The organism is Bacillus sp. FJAT-29937 (assembly GCF_001509555.1).
Taxonomy (GTDB): Bacteria; Bacillota; Bacilli; order Bacillales; family Cytobacillaceae; genus Cytobacillus.
The window spans coordinates 545,673-562,490 of sequence record NZ_LMAS01000003.1; the positions used below are offsets into that span (position 1 = coordinate 545,673).

Here is a 16,818-nt window from a genome sequence, read left to right on the forward strand (position 1 = left end):
ACGAACTTAGGAGGAATTTCACATGGAAATTTTTAAATATCTAGAGAAATATGACTATGAGCAAGTAGTATTCTGTCAGGACAAAACATCAGGCTTAAAGGCGATTATCGCCATCCATGATACAACATTAGGACCCGCTTTAGGCGGAACGCGTATGTGGACATATGCATCAGAAGAAGCTGCAATTGAGGATGCTTTACGCCTTGCAAAAGGAATGACCTATAAAAATGCGGCAGCTGGTCTAAACCTTGGCGGAGGAAAGACTGTCATCATCGGTGATCCTAAGAAGGATAAAAACGAAGAAATGTTCCGTGCCTTTGGCCGTTATATTCAAGGGTTAAATGGCCGCTATATTACGGCTGAAGATGTCGGTACGACAGTTGCTGATATGGACCTCATCCATGAAGAAACTGATTATGTAACTGGAATTTCACCTGCATTTGGTTCATCAGGCAACCCATCCCCTGTAACAGCTTATGGGGTTTACGTTGGAATGAAGGCTGCAGCGAAAGAAGCGTTCGGCACAGATTCTTTGGAAGGAAAAGTAATTGCAGTGCAAGGCGTCGGAAACGTTGCTTACACCTTATGTAAGCATCTGCATGAAGAAGGTGCCCAATTAATCGTTACAGATATTAATAAAGAGGCTGTTCAGCGTGCAGTGAATGACTTTGGTGCAAAAGCGGTTGATCCAAATGAAATTTATGGGGTGGAATGTGATATTTATGCGCCATGTGCTCTTGGTGCAACAGTAAATGATGAAACGATCCCGCAATTTAAAGCAAAGGTCATCGCAGGCTCTGCAAATAATCAATTAAAAGAAGAGCGTCATGGAGATATTCTTCATGAAATGGGAATTGTTTACGCTCCAGACTATGTTATTAATGCTGGAGGAGTCATTAACGTTGCAGATGAATTATATGGCTACAATGCAGAGAGGGCATTGAAAAAGGTTGAAGGACTTTACCAAAGCATTGAAAAGGTTATTGAAATTTCAAAACGAGATCAAATTCCAACCTATAAAGCTGCTGACCGCATGGTAGAAGAAAGAATTGAAAGAATGCGCAATTCTAGGAGCCAATTCCTGCAAAATGGCCATCACATATTAAGCCGCCGTAAATAGGAGCGGTAAAGTATTATAAAAGACTGAAGAACAGCGGATTATCCTTTGCTCACCGGATTAACATTTAGTTCGGTGAGCATAATCGCTTTTCATACGGAGGTTTCAAAGTGCAAGAACAAGAACATCGAATTCTCGTTATCAACCCTGGATCTACCTCTACGAAAATTGGAGTTTTCGATAATGACTTATCAATCTTGGAAAAAACAATACGCCATGAATCAGATGAAATTAATGCTTTCGAAAATATTATTGATCAGTACGAATTTCGTAAAAATGTAATCCTCGAGACATTAGATAAAGAAGGATTTAATATTTCTAAGCTTAGTGCGGTTTGCGGAAGAGGAGGTTTATTAAGACCTATTGAGGGGGGGACCTATTCCGTTAATGAAGTTATGCTAAAGGATTTGAGAGAAGGCTATGCGGGTCAGCATGCTTCTAATCTTGGGGGCATAATCGCTTATGAAATTGCGTCCGCATTAAATATTCCATCCTATATTGTTGACCCGGTTGTCGTTGATGAATTAGCTCCAATTGCACGTATTTCCGGTTTTTCGTTAATTGAAAGAAAAAGTATCTTTCACGCATTGAACCAGAAAGCTGTCGCGAGAAGAGCAGCGAAAGAAATCGGGAAAAAATATGAAGAATTAAATTTAATTGTTACTCATATGGGCGGAGGAATTACAGTCGGTGCCCATCAAAAAGGAAAAGTAATTGATGTGAACAATGGTTTACATGGGGAAGGACCATTTAGTCCGGAACGTGCAGGAACTATTCCAGTTGGGGATTTAGTTTCTCTTTGTTATTCCGGTTCCTATTATCGTGAAGAAATGATGAAGAAAATCGTCGGTAATGGTGGACTTGTAGGGTACTTAGGGACTAATGACGCGGTTAAAGTTGAACAAATGATAAAAAACGGCGATGAAAACGCGAAGCTCATATATTCCGCAATGGCCTACCAAGTTGCGAAAGAAATCGGTGCGGCCAGCACGGTGTTAAGCGGAAAAGTCGATGCCATTGTTATAACCGGCGGCCTTGCGTTTGGAAAAGATTTTGTGAGAGAAATTAGTGACCGCATAAATTGGATTGCAGATGTGATCGTCCACCCAGGAGAAAATGAGCTGCAGGCTTTAGCAGAAGGTGCGCTTCGTGTACTTCGTGGAGAGGAAGCGGAAAAGGAATATCCAAGAATCCAAACAAAAGCAGCAGTTCATCAGAATTAGTAGAATAGCAAATGCACAAATTTTCTTGAAGTGCTAGTCCTATTCAAATAGGAGGAATATACGTGGCAGAAGAATATGATTTAGTCATTTTAGGCGGAGGCACTGGCGGTTATGTTGCAGCGATCCGTGCTTCCCAATTAGGATTAAGAACAGCTTTGGTAGAAAAAGGAAAGCTTGGCGGAACATGCTTGCATAAAGGATGTATTCCAAGTAAAGCACTCCTTAGAAGCGCGGAAGTGTACGCAACAACGAAAAGAAGTGAAGAATTTGGCATTTCAGCAAGTAATGTTGAAGTCAATTTCAGCAAAGTACAAGAAAGAAAAAGTAAAATAGTCGACCAGCTTCATAAAGGTGTTCAGCATTTAATGAAGCAAGGCAAAATTGACATTTATGAAGGGACTGGCCGTATTTTAGGTCCATCAATCTTTTCTCCTATGCCTGGAACCATTTCAGTCGAAATGAATAATGGGGATGATAACGCCATGCTTATTCCTAAAAATGTAATTGTGGCAACAGGCTCCCGTCCAAGAACTTTACCAGGACTTGAAATTGGCGGAAATGTCATGACGTCTGATGAAGCGCTTGTAATGGAAGAGATCCCTAGCTCGATCATTATTGTTGGCGGCGGGGTAATCGGAATAGAATGGGCATCCATGCTTTCTGATTTCGGAGCAGACGTTACGGTTGTCGAATATGCGGACCGAATCATTCCTACTGAAGATAAAGAAGTTTCACGAGAAATGCAGCGTTTAATGAAGAAAAAAGGTGTAAAAATCGTTACAGGTGCAAAAGTGCTTCCTGAAACTCTTAAACAAGCAGAAGGCAATGTTGCCATTTCAGCTGAAGTGAAAGGTGAGCAAAGGGAATTTACTGCTGAAAAGCTGCTCGTTTCCGTTGGCCGCCAAGCAAATATTGAAGGCATTGGGCTTGAAAATACAGATATTCAAGTAGAGAAGGGCTTTATTGCAACGAATGAGTTTTTCCAAACGAAAGAATCCCATATTTATGCGATTGGTGATGTAATTGGCGGCCTTCAGCTTGCCCATGTTGCTTCGCATGAAGGAATTGTGGCCGTTGAGCATTTAGCCAACGAGAATCCCGAACCGATTAATTACAGCCTTGTTTCTAAATGCATCTACAGCTCACCAGAAGCAGCAAGTGTTGGTTATACGGAAGATGAAGCAAAAGAAATGGGCTTTAAGGTGAAAACTGGAAAGTTCTCCTTCCGGGCAATCGGGAAAGCATTAGTATTTGGTGAAGCTGATGGGTTCGTGAAAATTATCGCAGATGAGGATACAAATGATATTTTAGGAGTTCATATGATTGGGCCGCATGTAACGGATATGATTTCAGAAGCAGGTCTTGCTCGTGTCCTAGATGCTACCCCATGGGAAGTAGCGCATACGATCCACCCTCATCCGACATTATCAGAAGCAATCGGCGAGGCTGCTCTCGCAGTCGATGGAAAGGCCATTCACGGTTAAGCTGAAGTCATTATTTTTCATAAAGCAAACAAGGGCATTTCAGCTCTTGATCCATACTTATTTAGGAGGTATTGAAATGGTTGAAAACCGTCATAAAGAGTTAGGTTTAAGTGATGAAACGGTATTAAATATGTATGAAACCATGCTTTTAGCCCGTCGTATTGATGAGCGGATGTGGCTTTTAAACCGTGCAGGGAAAATTCCCTTCGTCATTTCATGTCAAGGTCAAGAAGCAGCACAGGTTGGAGCAGCTTTTGCACTTGATAAGGAAAAGGATTATGTTCTTCCATATTACCGGGATATGGGTGTTGTCTTGACTTTCGGGATGACTCCGACAGATTTAATGCTTTCTGCTTTTGCAAAAGCGGAGGATCCAAACTCAGGCGGGCGACAAATGCCTGGACACTTTGGCCAAAAGAAAAATCGAATTGTTACGGGTTCTTCACCTGTTACGACACAAGTTCCTCATGCTGTAGGTGTCGCATTGGCCGGAAGAATGGAAGGAAAAGATTTAGTCACATTCGTTACATTTGGTGAAGGGTCTTCAAACCAGGGTGACTTCCATGAAGGTGCTAACTTTGCGGGAGTTCATAAGCTTCCAGTTATTTTCATGTGTGAAAATAATAAATATGCGATATCAGTTCCAATTGAAAAGCAATTAGCGTGTGAAAATGTATCTGATCGTGCGATTGGTTATGGAATGCCGGGAGTTACGGTTGATGGCAATGATCCGCTTGCCGTTTATAAAGCTGTTAAGGAAGCAGCAGACAGAGGAAGAAGAGGAGAAGGGCCAACCCTTGTCGAGACAGTTTCTTATCGTTTAACACCACACTCTTCAGATGATGATGACCGCAGTTATCGTTCACCTGATGAAGTGGCTAAAGCGAAGGAAAAGGATTCAATCATCACCTTTGGAGCTTATTTGAAAGAATTAGGAATTATGAATGACGATAAAGAGAAAGAAATAAATGATCGTGTGATGGGTCTAGTGAATGAGGCAACTGATTATGCAGAAAATGCGCCGTATGCTGAGCCGGAACATGCGCTGAAATATGTTTATGCTGAATAGCAGGGGGGAACTATAATGGCTGTAATTTCTTATATTGATGCTGTTACAATGGCAATCCGTGAAGAAATGGAGAGAGATCCGAAGGTTTTTGTTTTAGGGGAAGACGTGGGCAAAAAAGGCGGCGTATTTAAAGCAACTCAAGGCTTATATGACCAATTTGGAGAGGATCGTGTCATTGATACACCGCTTGCCGAATCTGCAATTGCCGGAGTTGGAATTGGAGCGGCTATGTACGGAATGCGTCCGATAGCAGAAATGCAATTCGCTGATTTTATTATGCCCGCTGTCAACCAGATTATTTCAGAAGCAGCAAGAATCCGCTACCGCTCCAATAATGATTGGGGCTGTCCTATCGTTATTCGGGCACCTTATGGCGGAGGCGTTCATGGCGCTTTATACCATTCACAATCTGTTGAAGCCATTTTTGCAAACCAGCCAGGTCTGAAAATAGTCATGCCTTCTACTCCTTATGATGTGAAGGGATTATTAAAAGCAGCAATCCGTGATGAAGATCCCGTTCTTTTCTTTGAACATAAACGTGCATACCGTTTAATTAAAGGAGAAGTTCCGGATGATGATTATGTGCTGCCAATTGGGAAAGCTGACGTAAAGCGTGAAGGCGAAGATATTACTGTCATTACTTACGGGTTATGTGTTCATTTCGCTCTTCAGGCTGCTGAAAGATTAGCGAAAGACGGCATCTCTGCGCACATTCTAGATTTAAGAACTGTCTATCCGCTCGATAAAGAAGCAATTATTGAAGCAGCTTCAAAAACAGGTAAAGTATTATTATTAACTGAAGATAACAAAGAAGGAAGCATCATGAGTGAAGTTTCTGCTATTATCGCTGAAAATTGCCTCTTTGAGCTTGACGCACCAATTAAGCGTCTTGCGGGCCCTGATGTTCCTGCTATGCCATATGCTCCAACAATGGAAAAGTTCTTTATGGTCAATCCAGATAAAGTTGAAAAAGCAATGAGAGAACTAGCTGAATTTTAATAGGAAAGCAGATGCGGTAAGTTTTGGCGCAGATGCTGAATCATTGAATACAGCTAAAGTTCTGAAGCTAGAAGGAGGGCAAATTCATTGGCAATTGAACAAATTAAAATGCCTCAATTAGGTGAAAGTGTTACTGAAGGCACAATCAGCAAATGGTTAGTTTCTGTTGGAGATAAAGTAAATAAATATGACCCGCTTGCAGAAGTAATGACGGATAAAGTAAATGCAGAGGTTCCATCTTCTTTTACCGGAACAATTAAAGAATTAATTGCAGAAGAAGGTGTTGCCTATGCAGTAGGTGAAGTGATTCTGACGATTGAGACTGAAGGAGGCGGCACTGTTGCTGTGGCTCCAGCTGCTCCACAAGCCGAAGCTCCAGCCCCTGCTGTTGAAAAGACAAGCAATCCTCCAGCTGCAGCGGCTGCACCTGCACCTGCAGCTAAAGACGGAAACAAAGCTCGATACTCGCCTGCTGTATTAAAGCTGTCTCAAGAGCATGGCATTGATTTAAGTCTAGTAACAGGTACAGGTGCCGGCGGCCGAATCACTAGAAAAGACTTAATGAAGATAATTGAGTCAGGTAATATTCCGCAAGCTAGTCAAGCAGTACCAGCACAAGCTGCTGCTCCGGAAGCAAAAGCACCACAAGCTCAAGCAACAGCGGCAACGCCAGTAAAACAAGCAGCTCCAGCTCCAAATGTCCCGGTTCTGCCAGGGGATATAGAAATCCCTGTATCTGGAGTCCGTAAGGCAATCGCAGCTAATATGCTTCGCAGCAAGCACGAAGCTCCACATGCATGGACAATGATTGAAGTCGATGTAACTAATTTAGTCGACTATCGTAATTCAATTAAGAATGACTTTAAGAATAAAGAAGGCTTTAACCTGACATACTTTGCTTTCTTTGTGAAGGCTGTTGCGCAAGCTTTGAAAGAATATCCACAAATTAACTCGATGTGGGCTGGCGACAAAATCATCCAAAAGAAAGATATTAACCTTTCTATTGCTGTTGCAACTGATGATGCATTATATGTACCAGTTATTAAACATGCAGATGAGAAAACAATTAAAGGGATTGCACGTGAAATTAATGAGCTTGCAGCAAAGGTACGGGCCGGTAAACTGACTTCAGCAGAAATGTCTGGAGGCACGTTTACCGTTAACAATACAGGCTCATTTGGTTCGATTCAGTCTAATGGAATTATCAATTATCCTCAGGCAGCTATTCTTCAAGTTGAATCCATTGTTAAACGCCCGGTTGTCATGAACAACGGAATGATCGCCGTTCGTGATATGGTTAACCTTTGTATGTCTCTAGACCATCGCGTGTTAGATGGGCTTGTTTGTGGACGCTTCCTGCAGCGTGTGAAGGAAATTCTTGAAAATACATCAAAAGAAAATACATCCGTCTATTAATATGCGGTAATGATTTTTAGGGGCTGCCAAGTAAGTTGGCGGCCCCTTTTTAAGACTAGTGGCAATGGAATACCTTATTGATAGGGGCACAGACCCTAATTGCTTGTTTATTTTATGTGTAATAAAATATATATAAGCATACGGAGGGAGGGGAAGCTGTCGTTTAGACAGTGATAATGACAATAAAAAAGATGATGAATGGATCATTTGATACGTTTTCCCTTAGTGATTGGGAGAAAAAAGCCGAAGAGGCCTTAAAGGGGAAATCTGTTAATTCCTTAAACACAAATACGTATGAAAATATTAAATTAAAGCCTCTGTATTCAAAAGAGGATTTTGATAACGAAAAAGCCTCACAGCTTCCTGGTCAGCCTGACTACAGAAGGGGTGCCAATTCGCTTGGCTATCTTTCACAGGAATGGAAGGTTGCACAAAAAGTAGCAGTGCAAGAGGGAGAAAGCCTTAAGGAAGCCCTTCATACATCGTTAGAAAAAGGCCAATCCGCTATTGCGATTAATGCCGAAAAAATGACCATTGAAGAATTTATGAGTTTAATAGAGGGAGTTTATACTCAATTTCCTTTTTCAATTGAAATAAATGAAAAACAAATAGAATTGCTTGCAGAATTGTCAAAATTGTCCAATTGCGAAAAGATTTCTGGCTATATCGCGATGGATCCGTTAGCGGCTTTAAACGGTACATCAGTTAAACAAGATGTGTACAATAAATTTGCTAATCTAATCCAATCAGCTGACAGCAGTATGCCAAATCTTCGTACCATCCTTGTTAACACAAGTGTCTACAATCATGCAGGCGCTAATGCTGTTCAGGAACTTGCTTTGGTATTGTCAACAGGGGTTCACCATGTTCAACAGTTCCTTAATCAAGGACTAAAGCTAGATACTATCTTTAGAAAAATGGTTTTCAAATTTTCTATTGGTGCAAACTTTTTCATGGAAATTGCAAAGCTTCGTGCTGCAAGACTTCTTTGGAATAAGGTAACGGAGGCATACGGGCTAAATTCTCAAGATCACAGCATGGTCATTACTGCCGAAACGGCTGCCTTTACGAAAACCGTTTATGACCCATATGTAAATATTCTGAGAGCAGTGAATGAGGCATTTGCTGCAGTCCTTGGGGGAATTCAATATCTTCATGTTAGTCCGTTTAATGAGCCAGAAGGAAGGTCAACACCTTTTTCTGAACGAATTGCGCGCAATACTCAATTAATCTTAAAACATGAAGCACATTTAGAAAAAGTGATCGATCCTGCTGGGGGCTCCTGGTATATTGAAAGTTTAACAGAAGAGCTTGCTGAAAAAGCTTGGATATTGTTTCAGGAAATAGAAGATCAAGATGGAATTGAGAAATGTTTGGCGTCTGGCTGGATACAGGCTCAAATTGCTGAAGTCTTGGCTAATAGAAGCGAAGATATTTTCACAAGAAAGAAAAGTGTAATTGGAACGAATGTATACGCAAACCTAAGTGACTCTCCACTGCAGTTACATGAAAGGGCTAACGCAAATCAAGGGGGCATCCCTCAAGTCCGATTATCAGAGCCATTTGAACAACTGCGTAAACTGGCGGAAAGAATGGGGAAAGCAGGGAACAAGCCGGCAGCTGGATTAATTTGTTTAGGAGAATTAAAGTCCCATAAAGCAAGAAAAGATTTCATTAGCGGTTTCTTTGCCCCTGGCGGCATTCACGCGTTCGAAAGTTCGAATATCATTAAGTCAGAAACAGCTGTGCAATTTGTGATGGAGTCAAATCTACAACACTATGTGATGTGCGGAACGGACAAACAGTATGAGGAAATAGGGATTGAAATCATTAACTTAATAAAAGAAAAGCAGCCTGATGTAAAGCTGTATCTTGCCGGTCTTCCAGATTCAGATAAACAGGAGCAATATAGGCTAGCTGGTGTGGATCAATTTATTCACCTTCGCAGTAATTGTTTTGAAATCCTATCTTCTCTGTTAAGCGAAATGGAGGTGGCAAGCAATGACTAAAAAGCCAGATTTTAAAAGCATTCCTCTTTTTGACAGGCAGAAGCCATCTAAGGAAGAGTGGATAAAGAAAGCAGAAGCCGAAATTAACGCTTCGATTGATGATCTTCTATTTGAAACGAATGAACAGATTGCTATAAAACCTCTGTATACAGAAGATGATCTTAAAGGCTTAGAGCATATGGATGGTGCACCTGGGTTGCCACCATATACACGCGGACCATATCCGACTATGTATGTAAACCGCCCATGGACTGTCCGTCAATATGCTGGTTTTTCAACAGCTGAGGAAAGTAATGCTTTTTACCGAAGAAACCTTGCAATGGGGCAAAAGGGGTTATCAGTTGCGTTTGACCTTGCTACACATCGAGGCTATGATTCTGATCATCCGAGAGTTGTTGGGGATGTAGGAAAAGCTGGAGTAGCAATAGATTCTATCTTAGATATGAAAACGCTTTTCGAAGGGATCCCTTTAGATCAAATGTCTGTATCCATGACAATGAATGGTGCAGTTCTCCCGATCATGGCTTTCTTTATTGTAACGGCAGAAGAGCAGGGAGTTAGCCAGGATAAATTATCAGGCACGATTCAAAATGATATTTTAAAAGAATATATGGTAAGAAATACGTATATTTATCCCCCAGATATGTCGATGAAAATTATTGCTGATATTTTCGAATACACGTCTAAGTATATGCCAAAGTTTAATAGCATCAGTATTTCCGGCTATCATATGCAGGAGGCGGGGGCACCGGCAGATATTGAACTGGCTTATACACTTGCTGACGGCCTGGAGTATGTTAGAACGGGATTAAAGGCTGGAATAGATGTCGATTCTTTTGCTCCAAGACTATCGTTTTTCTGGGCAATTGGCATGAATTACTTTATGGAAGTTGCCAAAATGCGTGCAGCCCGGTTTATTTGGGCAAAGATGATGAAAACCTTTGAGCCGAAAAACGCTAAGTCAATGGCACTTAGAACTCATTCTCAGACTTCCGGCTGGAGTTTAACCGAGCAGGATCCGTTTAATAATGTAACGAGGACATTAATTGAAGCACATGCTGCGGCAATGGGACACACACAGTCACTTCATACAAATGCTTTAGATGAAGCGATTGCGTTGCCAACTGATTTTTCCGCTCGGATTGCAAGAAATACACAGCTTTATCTGCAGGAGGAAACGGGTATAACAAACGTTATCGACCCATGGGCAGGTTCCTATTATGTTGAAGCTTTGACAGATCAATTAATCAAACGCGCCTTTGAGCATATTGAAGAAATAGAAAATCTCGGCGGAATGGCAAAGGCTATTGAAACAGGACTGCCAAAAATGAAAATTGAAGAGGCGGCTGCACGAAGGCAAGCACAGATTGATTCCGGGAAAGAAACGATTATCGGAGTAAATAAGTACAGGCTTGAACAAGAAGAGCCGATTGAGATTTTGGATATTGACAATACGGCAGTCCGCTTAAAACAAATTGAGAAGCTAGAAACGCTTAAGGCTTCACGAGATGAAGAAAACGTCAATAAAGCGCTTGAAGCAATTAAGCAGGCTGCCGAAACCGGAGAAGGCAATCTGCTGGAGTTAGCTGTTCAAGCAGCAAGAGCACGGGCAACACTTGGCGAAATTTCCTATGCTATTGAAAAGGTGGCCAATCGCCATAAAGCGATCATTCGATCAATAAGCGGTGTTTACAGTTCTGCATTTTCTAATGAAGAAGAAATTGCAGAAGTGAAGACGATGACGGACGATTTCTTAGAAAATGAAGGCAGAAGACCAAGAATTCTCATAGCCAAAATGGGGCAGGACGGACATGACCGCGGAGCAAAAGTCATTGCAACAGCATTTGCGGATTTAGGCTTTGATGTGGATATTGGGCCATTATTCCAGACTCCTGATGAAACTGCCAAACAGGCAGTTGAAAATGATGTTCATGTTATAGGGATTAGTTCATTGGCTGCTGGCCATAAAACATTACTTCCCCAGCTGATTGATGAGCTTAAAAAGCTTGGCAGGGAAGATATTCTAGTCGTTATTGGCGGAGTTATTCCAGCTCAAGACTACGAATACTTATATGAACAAGGTGCAGCAGCTATATTTGGACCTGGTACAGTTATTCCTGTCGCAGCGCAAAAAGTCATTCGTGAGATTTATAATCGCCTAGGTTACGAGGAAATAGCAAATGGATAAGGAGAAAAAACCTGAATGGTTTGATGGCGCAAATCCCGACGGCTTTACAAGTGTAGTAAAGAAGGGAGTGGAATTGCCGCAGGATGGCTATGGGTTTACAAAGAATACTAGATTCAAAAAGAAGAATAAGCTTGAACTTAATAATGATGAACTAGCTGCTGGCATTCTTGAAGGAAGCCGCTCCATACTTGCCCGTGCCATTACTCTAATTGAAAGCAATGCAGAGCATCATTTCCGAAAAGCCCAGGAGCTTTTACAAGAGCTCCTCCCGTATTCAGGGAGGGCCCTTCGAATTGGGATAACCGGTGTTCCAGGGGCAGGAAAGAGTACTTTTATTGAGGCTTTCGGAACTTATTTATGTGATTTAGGCTTGAAGGTGGCGGTTCTTGCCATTGACCCAAGTTCGAAAATCAGCGGAGGAAGCATTCTCGGTGATAAAACGAGAATGGAGCACCTCTCCCGGAATCCTAGAGCCTATATTCGCCCTTCCCCATCTGCAGGAAAGCTCGGGGGTGTTCACAGAAAAACGAGAGAAACGATGCTTATTTGTGAGGCGGCAGGCTTTGATGTCATTCTTATTGAAACGGTTGGTGTTGGACAAAGCGAAGTGATCGTCAGAGATATGGTCGACTTTTTTATGCTATTGACATTAACTGGGGCAGGGGATGAGCTTCAAGGAATGAAAAAAGGAATTATGGAACTGGCAGATGCAGTAGTCGTTAATAAAGCGGATGGACAAAATAAAAAACTCGCATTAAAAACAAAATCCGAATATAGCCGAATCCTTCATTTTCTGCAGCCCGCAACAAAAGGCTGGGGAACAAAAGCGTTTACTTGTTCGGCCAGATACAATGAAGGCATGAAGGAAATATGGGATACGATTCAAATCTTTGAACAGCAGACGAAAGAATCAGGTGTTTTTGCTGAACGCAGAAGAGTGCAGCAAAAGGAATGGATTTACTCTATGATCATGGATCAGCTGCAATTCAGCTTTTTCTATCATGAGGATGTTAAGCAGCTGCTGCCGAAGATGGAAAATGAAGTCATTGCGGGGAATCGCACTGCGACTTCAGCAGTGGGAGAATTATTTGAGGCATACGTGAAAAAATTGTAAATGGATGCAGTCCATCAGGCAGTTGCATTGAAAAGGATGATTAATTATTGGTATGATGTAAGTATGGCAAACTTTTGAAACAAGGAGGAGCATTTTAAATGAATATGGATTTTAATTTATTTATGACGGATGTCGTTAATCAAGCACGTAAAGAAATCGTGGCTGCAGGCTATGAAGAGCTAAAAACACCAAACGAGGTGGAGGAAGCTCTGAAAAAATCTGGAACTACATTAGTAATGGTTAATTCTGTTTGTGGCTGTGCCGGTGGAATTGCTCGACCTGCAGCAGCACACTCCGTTCACTATGATAAGCGCCCAGACCATTTAGTTTCAGTATTTGCTGGACAGGATAAAGAGGCAACTGCGGCTGCAAGAGATTATTTCACAGGATATCCGCCATCATCTCCTTCTTTTGCATTGCTGAAGGATGGAAAACTAGTTACGATGATTGAACGTCATGAAATCGAAGGACACGAACCAATGGCTGTCGTACAAAAACTGCAAAATGCTTTTGAACAATATTGTGATGATCTGTAAAAGTCCCTTTCAGGGGCTTTTTCTTTTGTTTGCTATTCATAATAAATATTCAAAGTAATGTATAATAATTCACCTGGATAAATAAAAGATTACTACTAATTTTTAAAAGAATATTTATCAGAATAGTAAAACAGCGGGAAATATAAAAACATATTGCATAATTATCAGTATGTGTTAAAATACATTTAGTTGAATAAATATTAATTTTTCATAGACTACTTGAAAATTAGTAGAGAATCAACGATAATATATTTCAATAATAATAATAATTTTCAGAAACATACAGGAGGAAATGAACGTGAAAAAAATAGTTTCTTATTTTTTTGTTAGTATTCTATTAATGGGTTTACTTGCTGCATGTGGAACAAGCGAAGAGCCTTCATCAAATGGATCAGAGAAAAAGGGATCTGAAAAGAAGACGTTAATCATGGGGACATCAGGAGATTATGCTCCGTTTGAATACATCGATACAGCTAAAGGCGATGACATTATCGGAATCGATATTGATATTGCTAAAGCAGTAACAGAGAAATTAGGCTATGAATTTGAAGTTCGTGATATGGATTTTGGCGGCTTAATTCAGGCTCTGCAATCTGGTCAAGTTGACTTCGTTATGGCAGCTATGTCTGCAACAGAAGAAAGAAAGCAAAGCGTAGATTTCAGTGAAGTATACTATACTTCAAAACATATGATTATTTCTAAAAAAGATAGTGGAATTACAAAGGTAGAAGATCTTAAAGGCAAAAAGATTGGTGCACAATTAGGTTCGATTCAAGAAGAAAAAGCGAATGAATTAGCTGAAACAGTGGAAATGACAGTGGAAAACCGCAACCGTATTCCTGAATTAATTCAAGAAATTAAAGCTGGCCGTTTTGATGCAGTAATTGTTGAAGATACAGTTGCTAAAGGGTACTTAGATAATAACGCTGACATCGAAGGGTTTACTGTTGAAGACGCTGATGGCGGATATGCGATTGCTTTGCCGAAGAATAGTGAGCTTACTGCTGACTTCAATAAAGCATTGAAAGAAATGATCGATAATGGCGAAGTAGATGCGATTATTAAAAAGTATTTTGAGGAACAGTAATATAAGAATTGGCGGCGAGGGGCTGTTCTAAAGGACAGCCTCTTTTTGCCCTGATTGTAAGAGAGAGGACTGAGCATTCGGATGAATTTAGATTTTACTTCCATACTCCCTTCCCTTCCATACATGATAAAGGGGATTACCATTACACTTCAAATTGTTGCAGCAGCTGGCCTATTAGGGTTTGTATTGGGAATTATTTTATCATTATTTAAAATAAGTTCCGCTAAACCGTTATTATGGTTTGCAGATGCGTATACTTCAATTTTCCGTGGAACGCCATTAGTTCTTCAACTGATGATTATATATTTTGGCTCTCCGCAAATATTTGGCTATCAAATTGAACCATACCTTGCTGCTGTTCTAGCTTTTGGTCTTAATTCTGCAGCATATATTTCCGAAATTATACGTGCGGGAATTCTTGCTGTTGATAAAGGTCAAAGAGAAGCAGCCATGGCTCTTGGTGTCCCGTACAACAAGATGATGCTTCATATCATTTTACCGCAAGCCTTAAAAAATATTTTACCTGCCCTTATGAATGAATTTATTACATTAACAAAGGAATCCGCGATTGTAACAACAATCGGGGTAATGGATATTATGCGCAGAGCGTATCAAGTCGGGGCGAACACATATCGTTTCTTTGAACCATTATTATTAGCTGGCTTGATTTATTATTTAATGGTTATTACGCTTACACTCCTCGGCAAAGCAGTTGAAAGGAGAATGAGACGCGGTGATTAAAATTGAAAATTTATATAAGCAATACGGAAATCTGGAAGTGCTTAAAGGGATATCAACGACGATAAAAGACGGGGAAGTTGTTGCCATTATTGGCCCATCAGGCTCCGGAAAATCGACTTTTCTCCGCTGTATTAATTTACTGGAAAGCCCAACAGCTGGACAAATTTGGATTGGCGATCAAGATATAACAAATAAGAAAACAAATATTATGAAGGTCCGTGAAAATGTAGGAATGGTTTTTCAGCATTTTCATCTTTTTCCTCATAAAACAGTTATGCAAAATTTAACATATGCCCCTATGACGGTTAAAGGCATGTCAAAGCAGGAAGCAGAGAAAATCGGGCTTGAGCTGTTAGCGAAGGTTGGTTTATCCGAAAAGGCTCAGGAATATCCAAACCGCTTATCCGGGGGACAAAAACAGCGTGTGGCAATCGCTCGGGCGCTTGCAATGAAACCTGAAGTGATGCTGTTCGATGAACCAACCTCAGCACTAGACCCTGAAATGGTCAAAGAAGTGCTTGATGTAATGAAGTCGTTGGCACATACGGGAATGACCATGGCAATCGTTACCCATGAGATGGGTTTTGCTAAAGAGGTTGCAGATCGAGTTCTCTTTCTTGACGGAGGGGTGCTGGTAGAGGATGCGCCGCCAAATGAATTCTTTGCAAATCCTAAATCCGCAAGGGCTCAAGATTTCTTGCAAAAAGTTCTGTAATCATGTGAAAAAATATAACTTTTAAGAAATTAATGAAAAAAGAAGATGAGTTCTATTGATCATCTTCTTTTTTTTGGACATAATTAAGCTTATAATTATTCGCATATAATGGATCTGACTAGGAGTAAATAAACAATGAAGTTTCGCATCGGCTATCGAACAATTAAAACAGCCATAGGTACAACGGCAGCTATTATTTTGGCCCAAATACTAGGTTTTGATAATTTTGCTTCAGCAGGGATTATTACGATTCTTTGTATAAAGCCTACAAAGAAGATGTCACTGAGGGCATCAATTGACAGATTTTTTGCCTGTCTGTTAGGCATTTTTTTATCAGCATTGATTTTTGAAGGAATTGCTTATCACCCATTAATGATTGGGCTATTGCTGTTAGTTTTTATTCCCCTAACTGTCATGCTCAAGATAAGTGATGGGATTGTGACAAGCAGTGTTAGTATTTTACATTTTTACACTGCAGGGCAAGTAACTTCAGATCTAGTTTTAAATGAAATTGGCATCATTACTATCGGAATTGGTGTTGCCCTTATTGCAAATCTTTTTATGCCGAGCCTCGATCAGAAGCTTCGAGAATACCAAATACAGATTGAAGAAAATTTCAAACGGATTTTTGAGGAAATTGTCATTTATCTTCGGGAAAATGAGAGTAACTGGGACGGGCTGGAACTTACGGAAACGGTTAGGCTGATTGAGGAAGCTGAAGCCCTATCCTATCGCGATGTAGAAAATCATTTACTGCGCAATGAAAATGTTTATTACAACTATTTTAAAATGAGAGAAAAACAAATTGAAATCATTGAGCGGGTTCTTCCAATTGTTACCTCCATTTCCTATACAGTTGAACAAGGAGAAATGGTTGCTGACTTTATCGAGGAATTATCCAAAAATATTCATTCAGGAAATACTGCCCATATATTTTTAGAAAAGCTTAATAAAATGAATGAATCTTTTAAAAGCATGGAGTTGCCAAAAACGAGGATTGAATTTGAAGCACGGGCTGCTCTTGTACAATTTACACGTGAAATTGGCGAATATTTATTAATTAAAAGCTCGACAAAAGAACTCCCGATTGGAAAAAAGGTGCATGTTCACAATGAGTAAG

General features: G+C 40.5%; 14 protein-coding genes. All 14 read left to right on the forward strand.

Going from position 1 to position 16,818, the window contains the following annotated elements; all coding sequences use genetic code 11:
• Positions 1 to 22 precede the first annotated feature (22 nt).
• The 14 genes from bcd to AR328_RS09030 all read left to right on the forward strand — a co-directional run bounded on the left by bcd (position 23) and on the right by AR328_RS09030 (position 16,817).
• Entirely contained in the window at positions 23 to 1,120 is a 1,098-nt protein-coding gene (bcd, locus tag AR328_RS08965) for a branched-chain amino acid dehydrogenase (RefSeq protein WP_066293755.1), read from the forward strand.
• A gap of 107 nt (positions 1,121 to 1,227) precedes the next feature.
• Positions 1,228 to 2,340, forward strand: a complete 1,113-nt coding sequence (gene buk, locus AR328_RS08970; protein ID WP_066293757.1) for a butyrate kinase — start codon at positions 1,228 to 1,230, stop codon at positions 2,338 to 2,340.
• 62 nt (positions 2,341 to 2,402) lie between these two features.
• Positions 2,403 to 3,824 carry a dihydrolipoyl dehydrogenase gene (gene lpdA, locus AR328_RS08975; protein WP_066293761.1) on the forward strand — a complete coding sequence of 474 codons (1,422 nt, stop codon included), beginning with the start codon at positions 2,403 to 2,405 and terminating at the stop codon, positions 3,822 to 3,824.
• Between the two features lie 76 nt (positions 3,825 to 3,900).
• Positions 3,901 to 4,893: a thiamine pyrophosphate-dependent dehydrogenase E1 component subunit alpha gene (locus AR328_RS08980; RefSeq protein ID WP_066293767.1), complete on the forward strand. Its 993-nt coding sequence runs from the start codon at positions 3,901 to 3,903 to the stop codon at positions 4,891 to 4,893.
• A 15-nt stretch (positions 4,894 to 4,908) separates the two neighbouring features.
• Complete coding sequence (locus AR328_RS08985; protein ID WP_066293773.1) at positions 4,909 to 5,892, forward strand: alpha-ketoacid dehydrogenase subunit beta; 984 nt, start codon at positions 4,909 to 4,911, stop codon at positions 5,890 to 5,892.
• A gap of 87 nt (positions 5,893 to 5,979) precedes the next feature.
• On the forward strand, positions 5,980 to 7,308 hold the full coding sequence (locus AR328_RS08990) for a dihydrolipoamide acetyltransferase family protein (RefSeq protein WP_066293779.1): 1,329 nt from the start codon (positions 5,980 to 5,982) through the stop codon (positions 7,306 to 7,308).
• 176 nt (positions 7,309 to 7,484) lie between these two features.
• Positions 7,485 to 9,317, forward strand: coding sequence for a methylmalonyl-CoA mutase family protein (locus AR328_RS08995; RefSeq protein WP_066293786.1), 1,833 nt, complete (start codon positions 7,485 to 7,487; stop codon positions 9,315 to 9,317).
• A complete protein-coding gene (gene scpA, locus AR328_RS09000; protein WP_066293791.1) occupies positions 9,310 to 11,505 on the forward strand; it encodes a methylmalonyl-CoA mutase in 2,196 nt (731 codons plus the stop codon). The genes AR328_RS08995 and scpA overlap by 8 nt, the downstream gene beginning before the upstream one ends.
• A complete protein-coding gene (gene meaB, locus AR328_RS09005) occupies positions 11,498 to 12,619 on the forward strand; it encodes a methylmalonyl Co-A mutase-associated GTPase MeaB (protein ID WP_066293793.1) in 1,122 nt (373 codons plus the stop codon). The genes scpA and meaB overlap by 8 nt, the downstream gene beginning before the upstream one ends.
• A gap of 98 nt (positions 12,620 to 12,717) precedes the next feature.
• On the forward strand, positions 12,718 to 13,155 hold the full coding sequence (locus AR328_RS09010; protein ID WP_066293799.1) for a BrxA/BrxB family bacilliredoxin: 438 nt from the start codon (positions 12,718 to 12,720) through the stop codon (positions 13,153 to 13,155).
• Between the two features lie 298 nt (positions 13,156 to 13,453).
• Entirely contained in the window at positions 13,454 to 14,242 is a 789-nt protein-coding gene (locus tag AR328_RS09015) for a transporter substrate-binding domain-containing protein (RefSeq protein ID WP_066293803.1), read from the forward strand.
• 81 nt (positions 14,243 to 14,323) lie between these two features.
• Positions 14,324 to 14,983 carry an amino acid ABC transporter permease gene (locus AR328_RS09020; protein ID WP_066293806.1) on the forward strand — a complete coding sequence of 220 codons (660 nt, stop codon included), beginning with the start codon at positions 14,324 to 14,326 and terminating at the stop codon, positions 14,981 to 14,983.
• Positions 14,976 to 15,698: an amino acid ABC transporter ATP-binding protein gene (locus tag AR328_RS09025; RefSeq protein WP_066293809.1), complete on the forward strand. Its 723-nt coding sequence runs from the start codon at positions 14,976 to 14,978 to the stop codon at positions 15,696 to 15,698. Before AR328_RS09020 ends, AR328_RS09025 begins: the two co-directional genes overlap by 8 nt.
• A gap of 135 nt (positions 15,699 to 15,833) precedes the next feature.
• Positions 15,834 to 16,817, forward strand: a complete 984-nt coding sequence (locus AR328_RS09030) for an aromatic acid exporter family protein (protein ID WP_066293819.1) — start codon at positions 15,834 to 15,836, stop codon at positions 16,815 to 16,817.
• Position 16,818 lies beyond the last annotated feature (1 nt).

Bases quoted from the DNA above. Each gene is read 5' to 3' on its own strand.
- bcd (WP_066293755.1), top strand. From the start codon at position 23: ATGGAAATTTTTAAATATCTAGAGAAATATGACTATGAGCAAGTAGTA.
- AR328_RS09020 (WP_066293806.1), top strand. From the start codon at position 14,324: ATGAATTTAGATTTTACTTCCATACTCCCTTCCCTTCCATACATGATA.
- AR328_RS09030 (WP_066293819.1), top strand. From the start codon at position 15,834: ATGAAGTTTCGCATCGGCTATCGAACAATTAAAACAGCCATAGGTACA.
- meaB (WP_066293793.1), top strand. From the start codon at position 11,498: ATGGATAAGGAGAAAAAACCTGAATGGTTTGATGGCGCAAATCCCGAC.
- scpA (WP_066293791.1), top strand. From the start codon at position 9,310: ATGACTAAAAAGCCAGATTTTAAAAGCATTCCTCTTTTTGACAGGCAG.
- AR328_RS09010 (WP_066293799.1), top strand. From the start codon at position 12,718: ATGAATATGGATTTTAATTTATTTATGACGGATGTCGTTAATCAAGCA.
- AR328_RS08995 (WP_066293786.1), top strand. From the start codon at position 7,485: ATGACAATAAAAAAGATGATGAATGGATCATTTGATACGTTTTCCCTT.
- AR328_RS08980 (WP_066293767.1), top strand. From the start codon at position 3,901: ATGGTTGAAAACCGTCATAAAGAGTTAGGTTTAAGTGATGAAACGGTA.
- AR328_RS08985 (WP_066293773.1), top strand. From the start codon at position 4,909: ATGGCTGTAATTTCTTATATTGATGCTGTTACAATGGCAATCCGTGAA.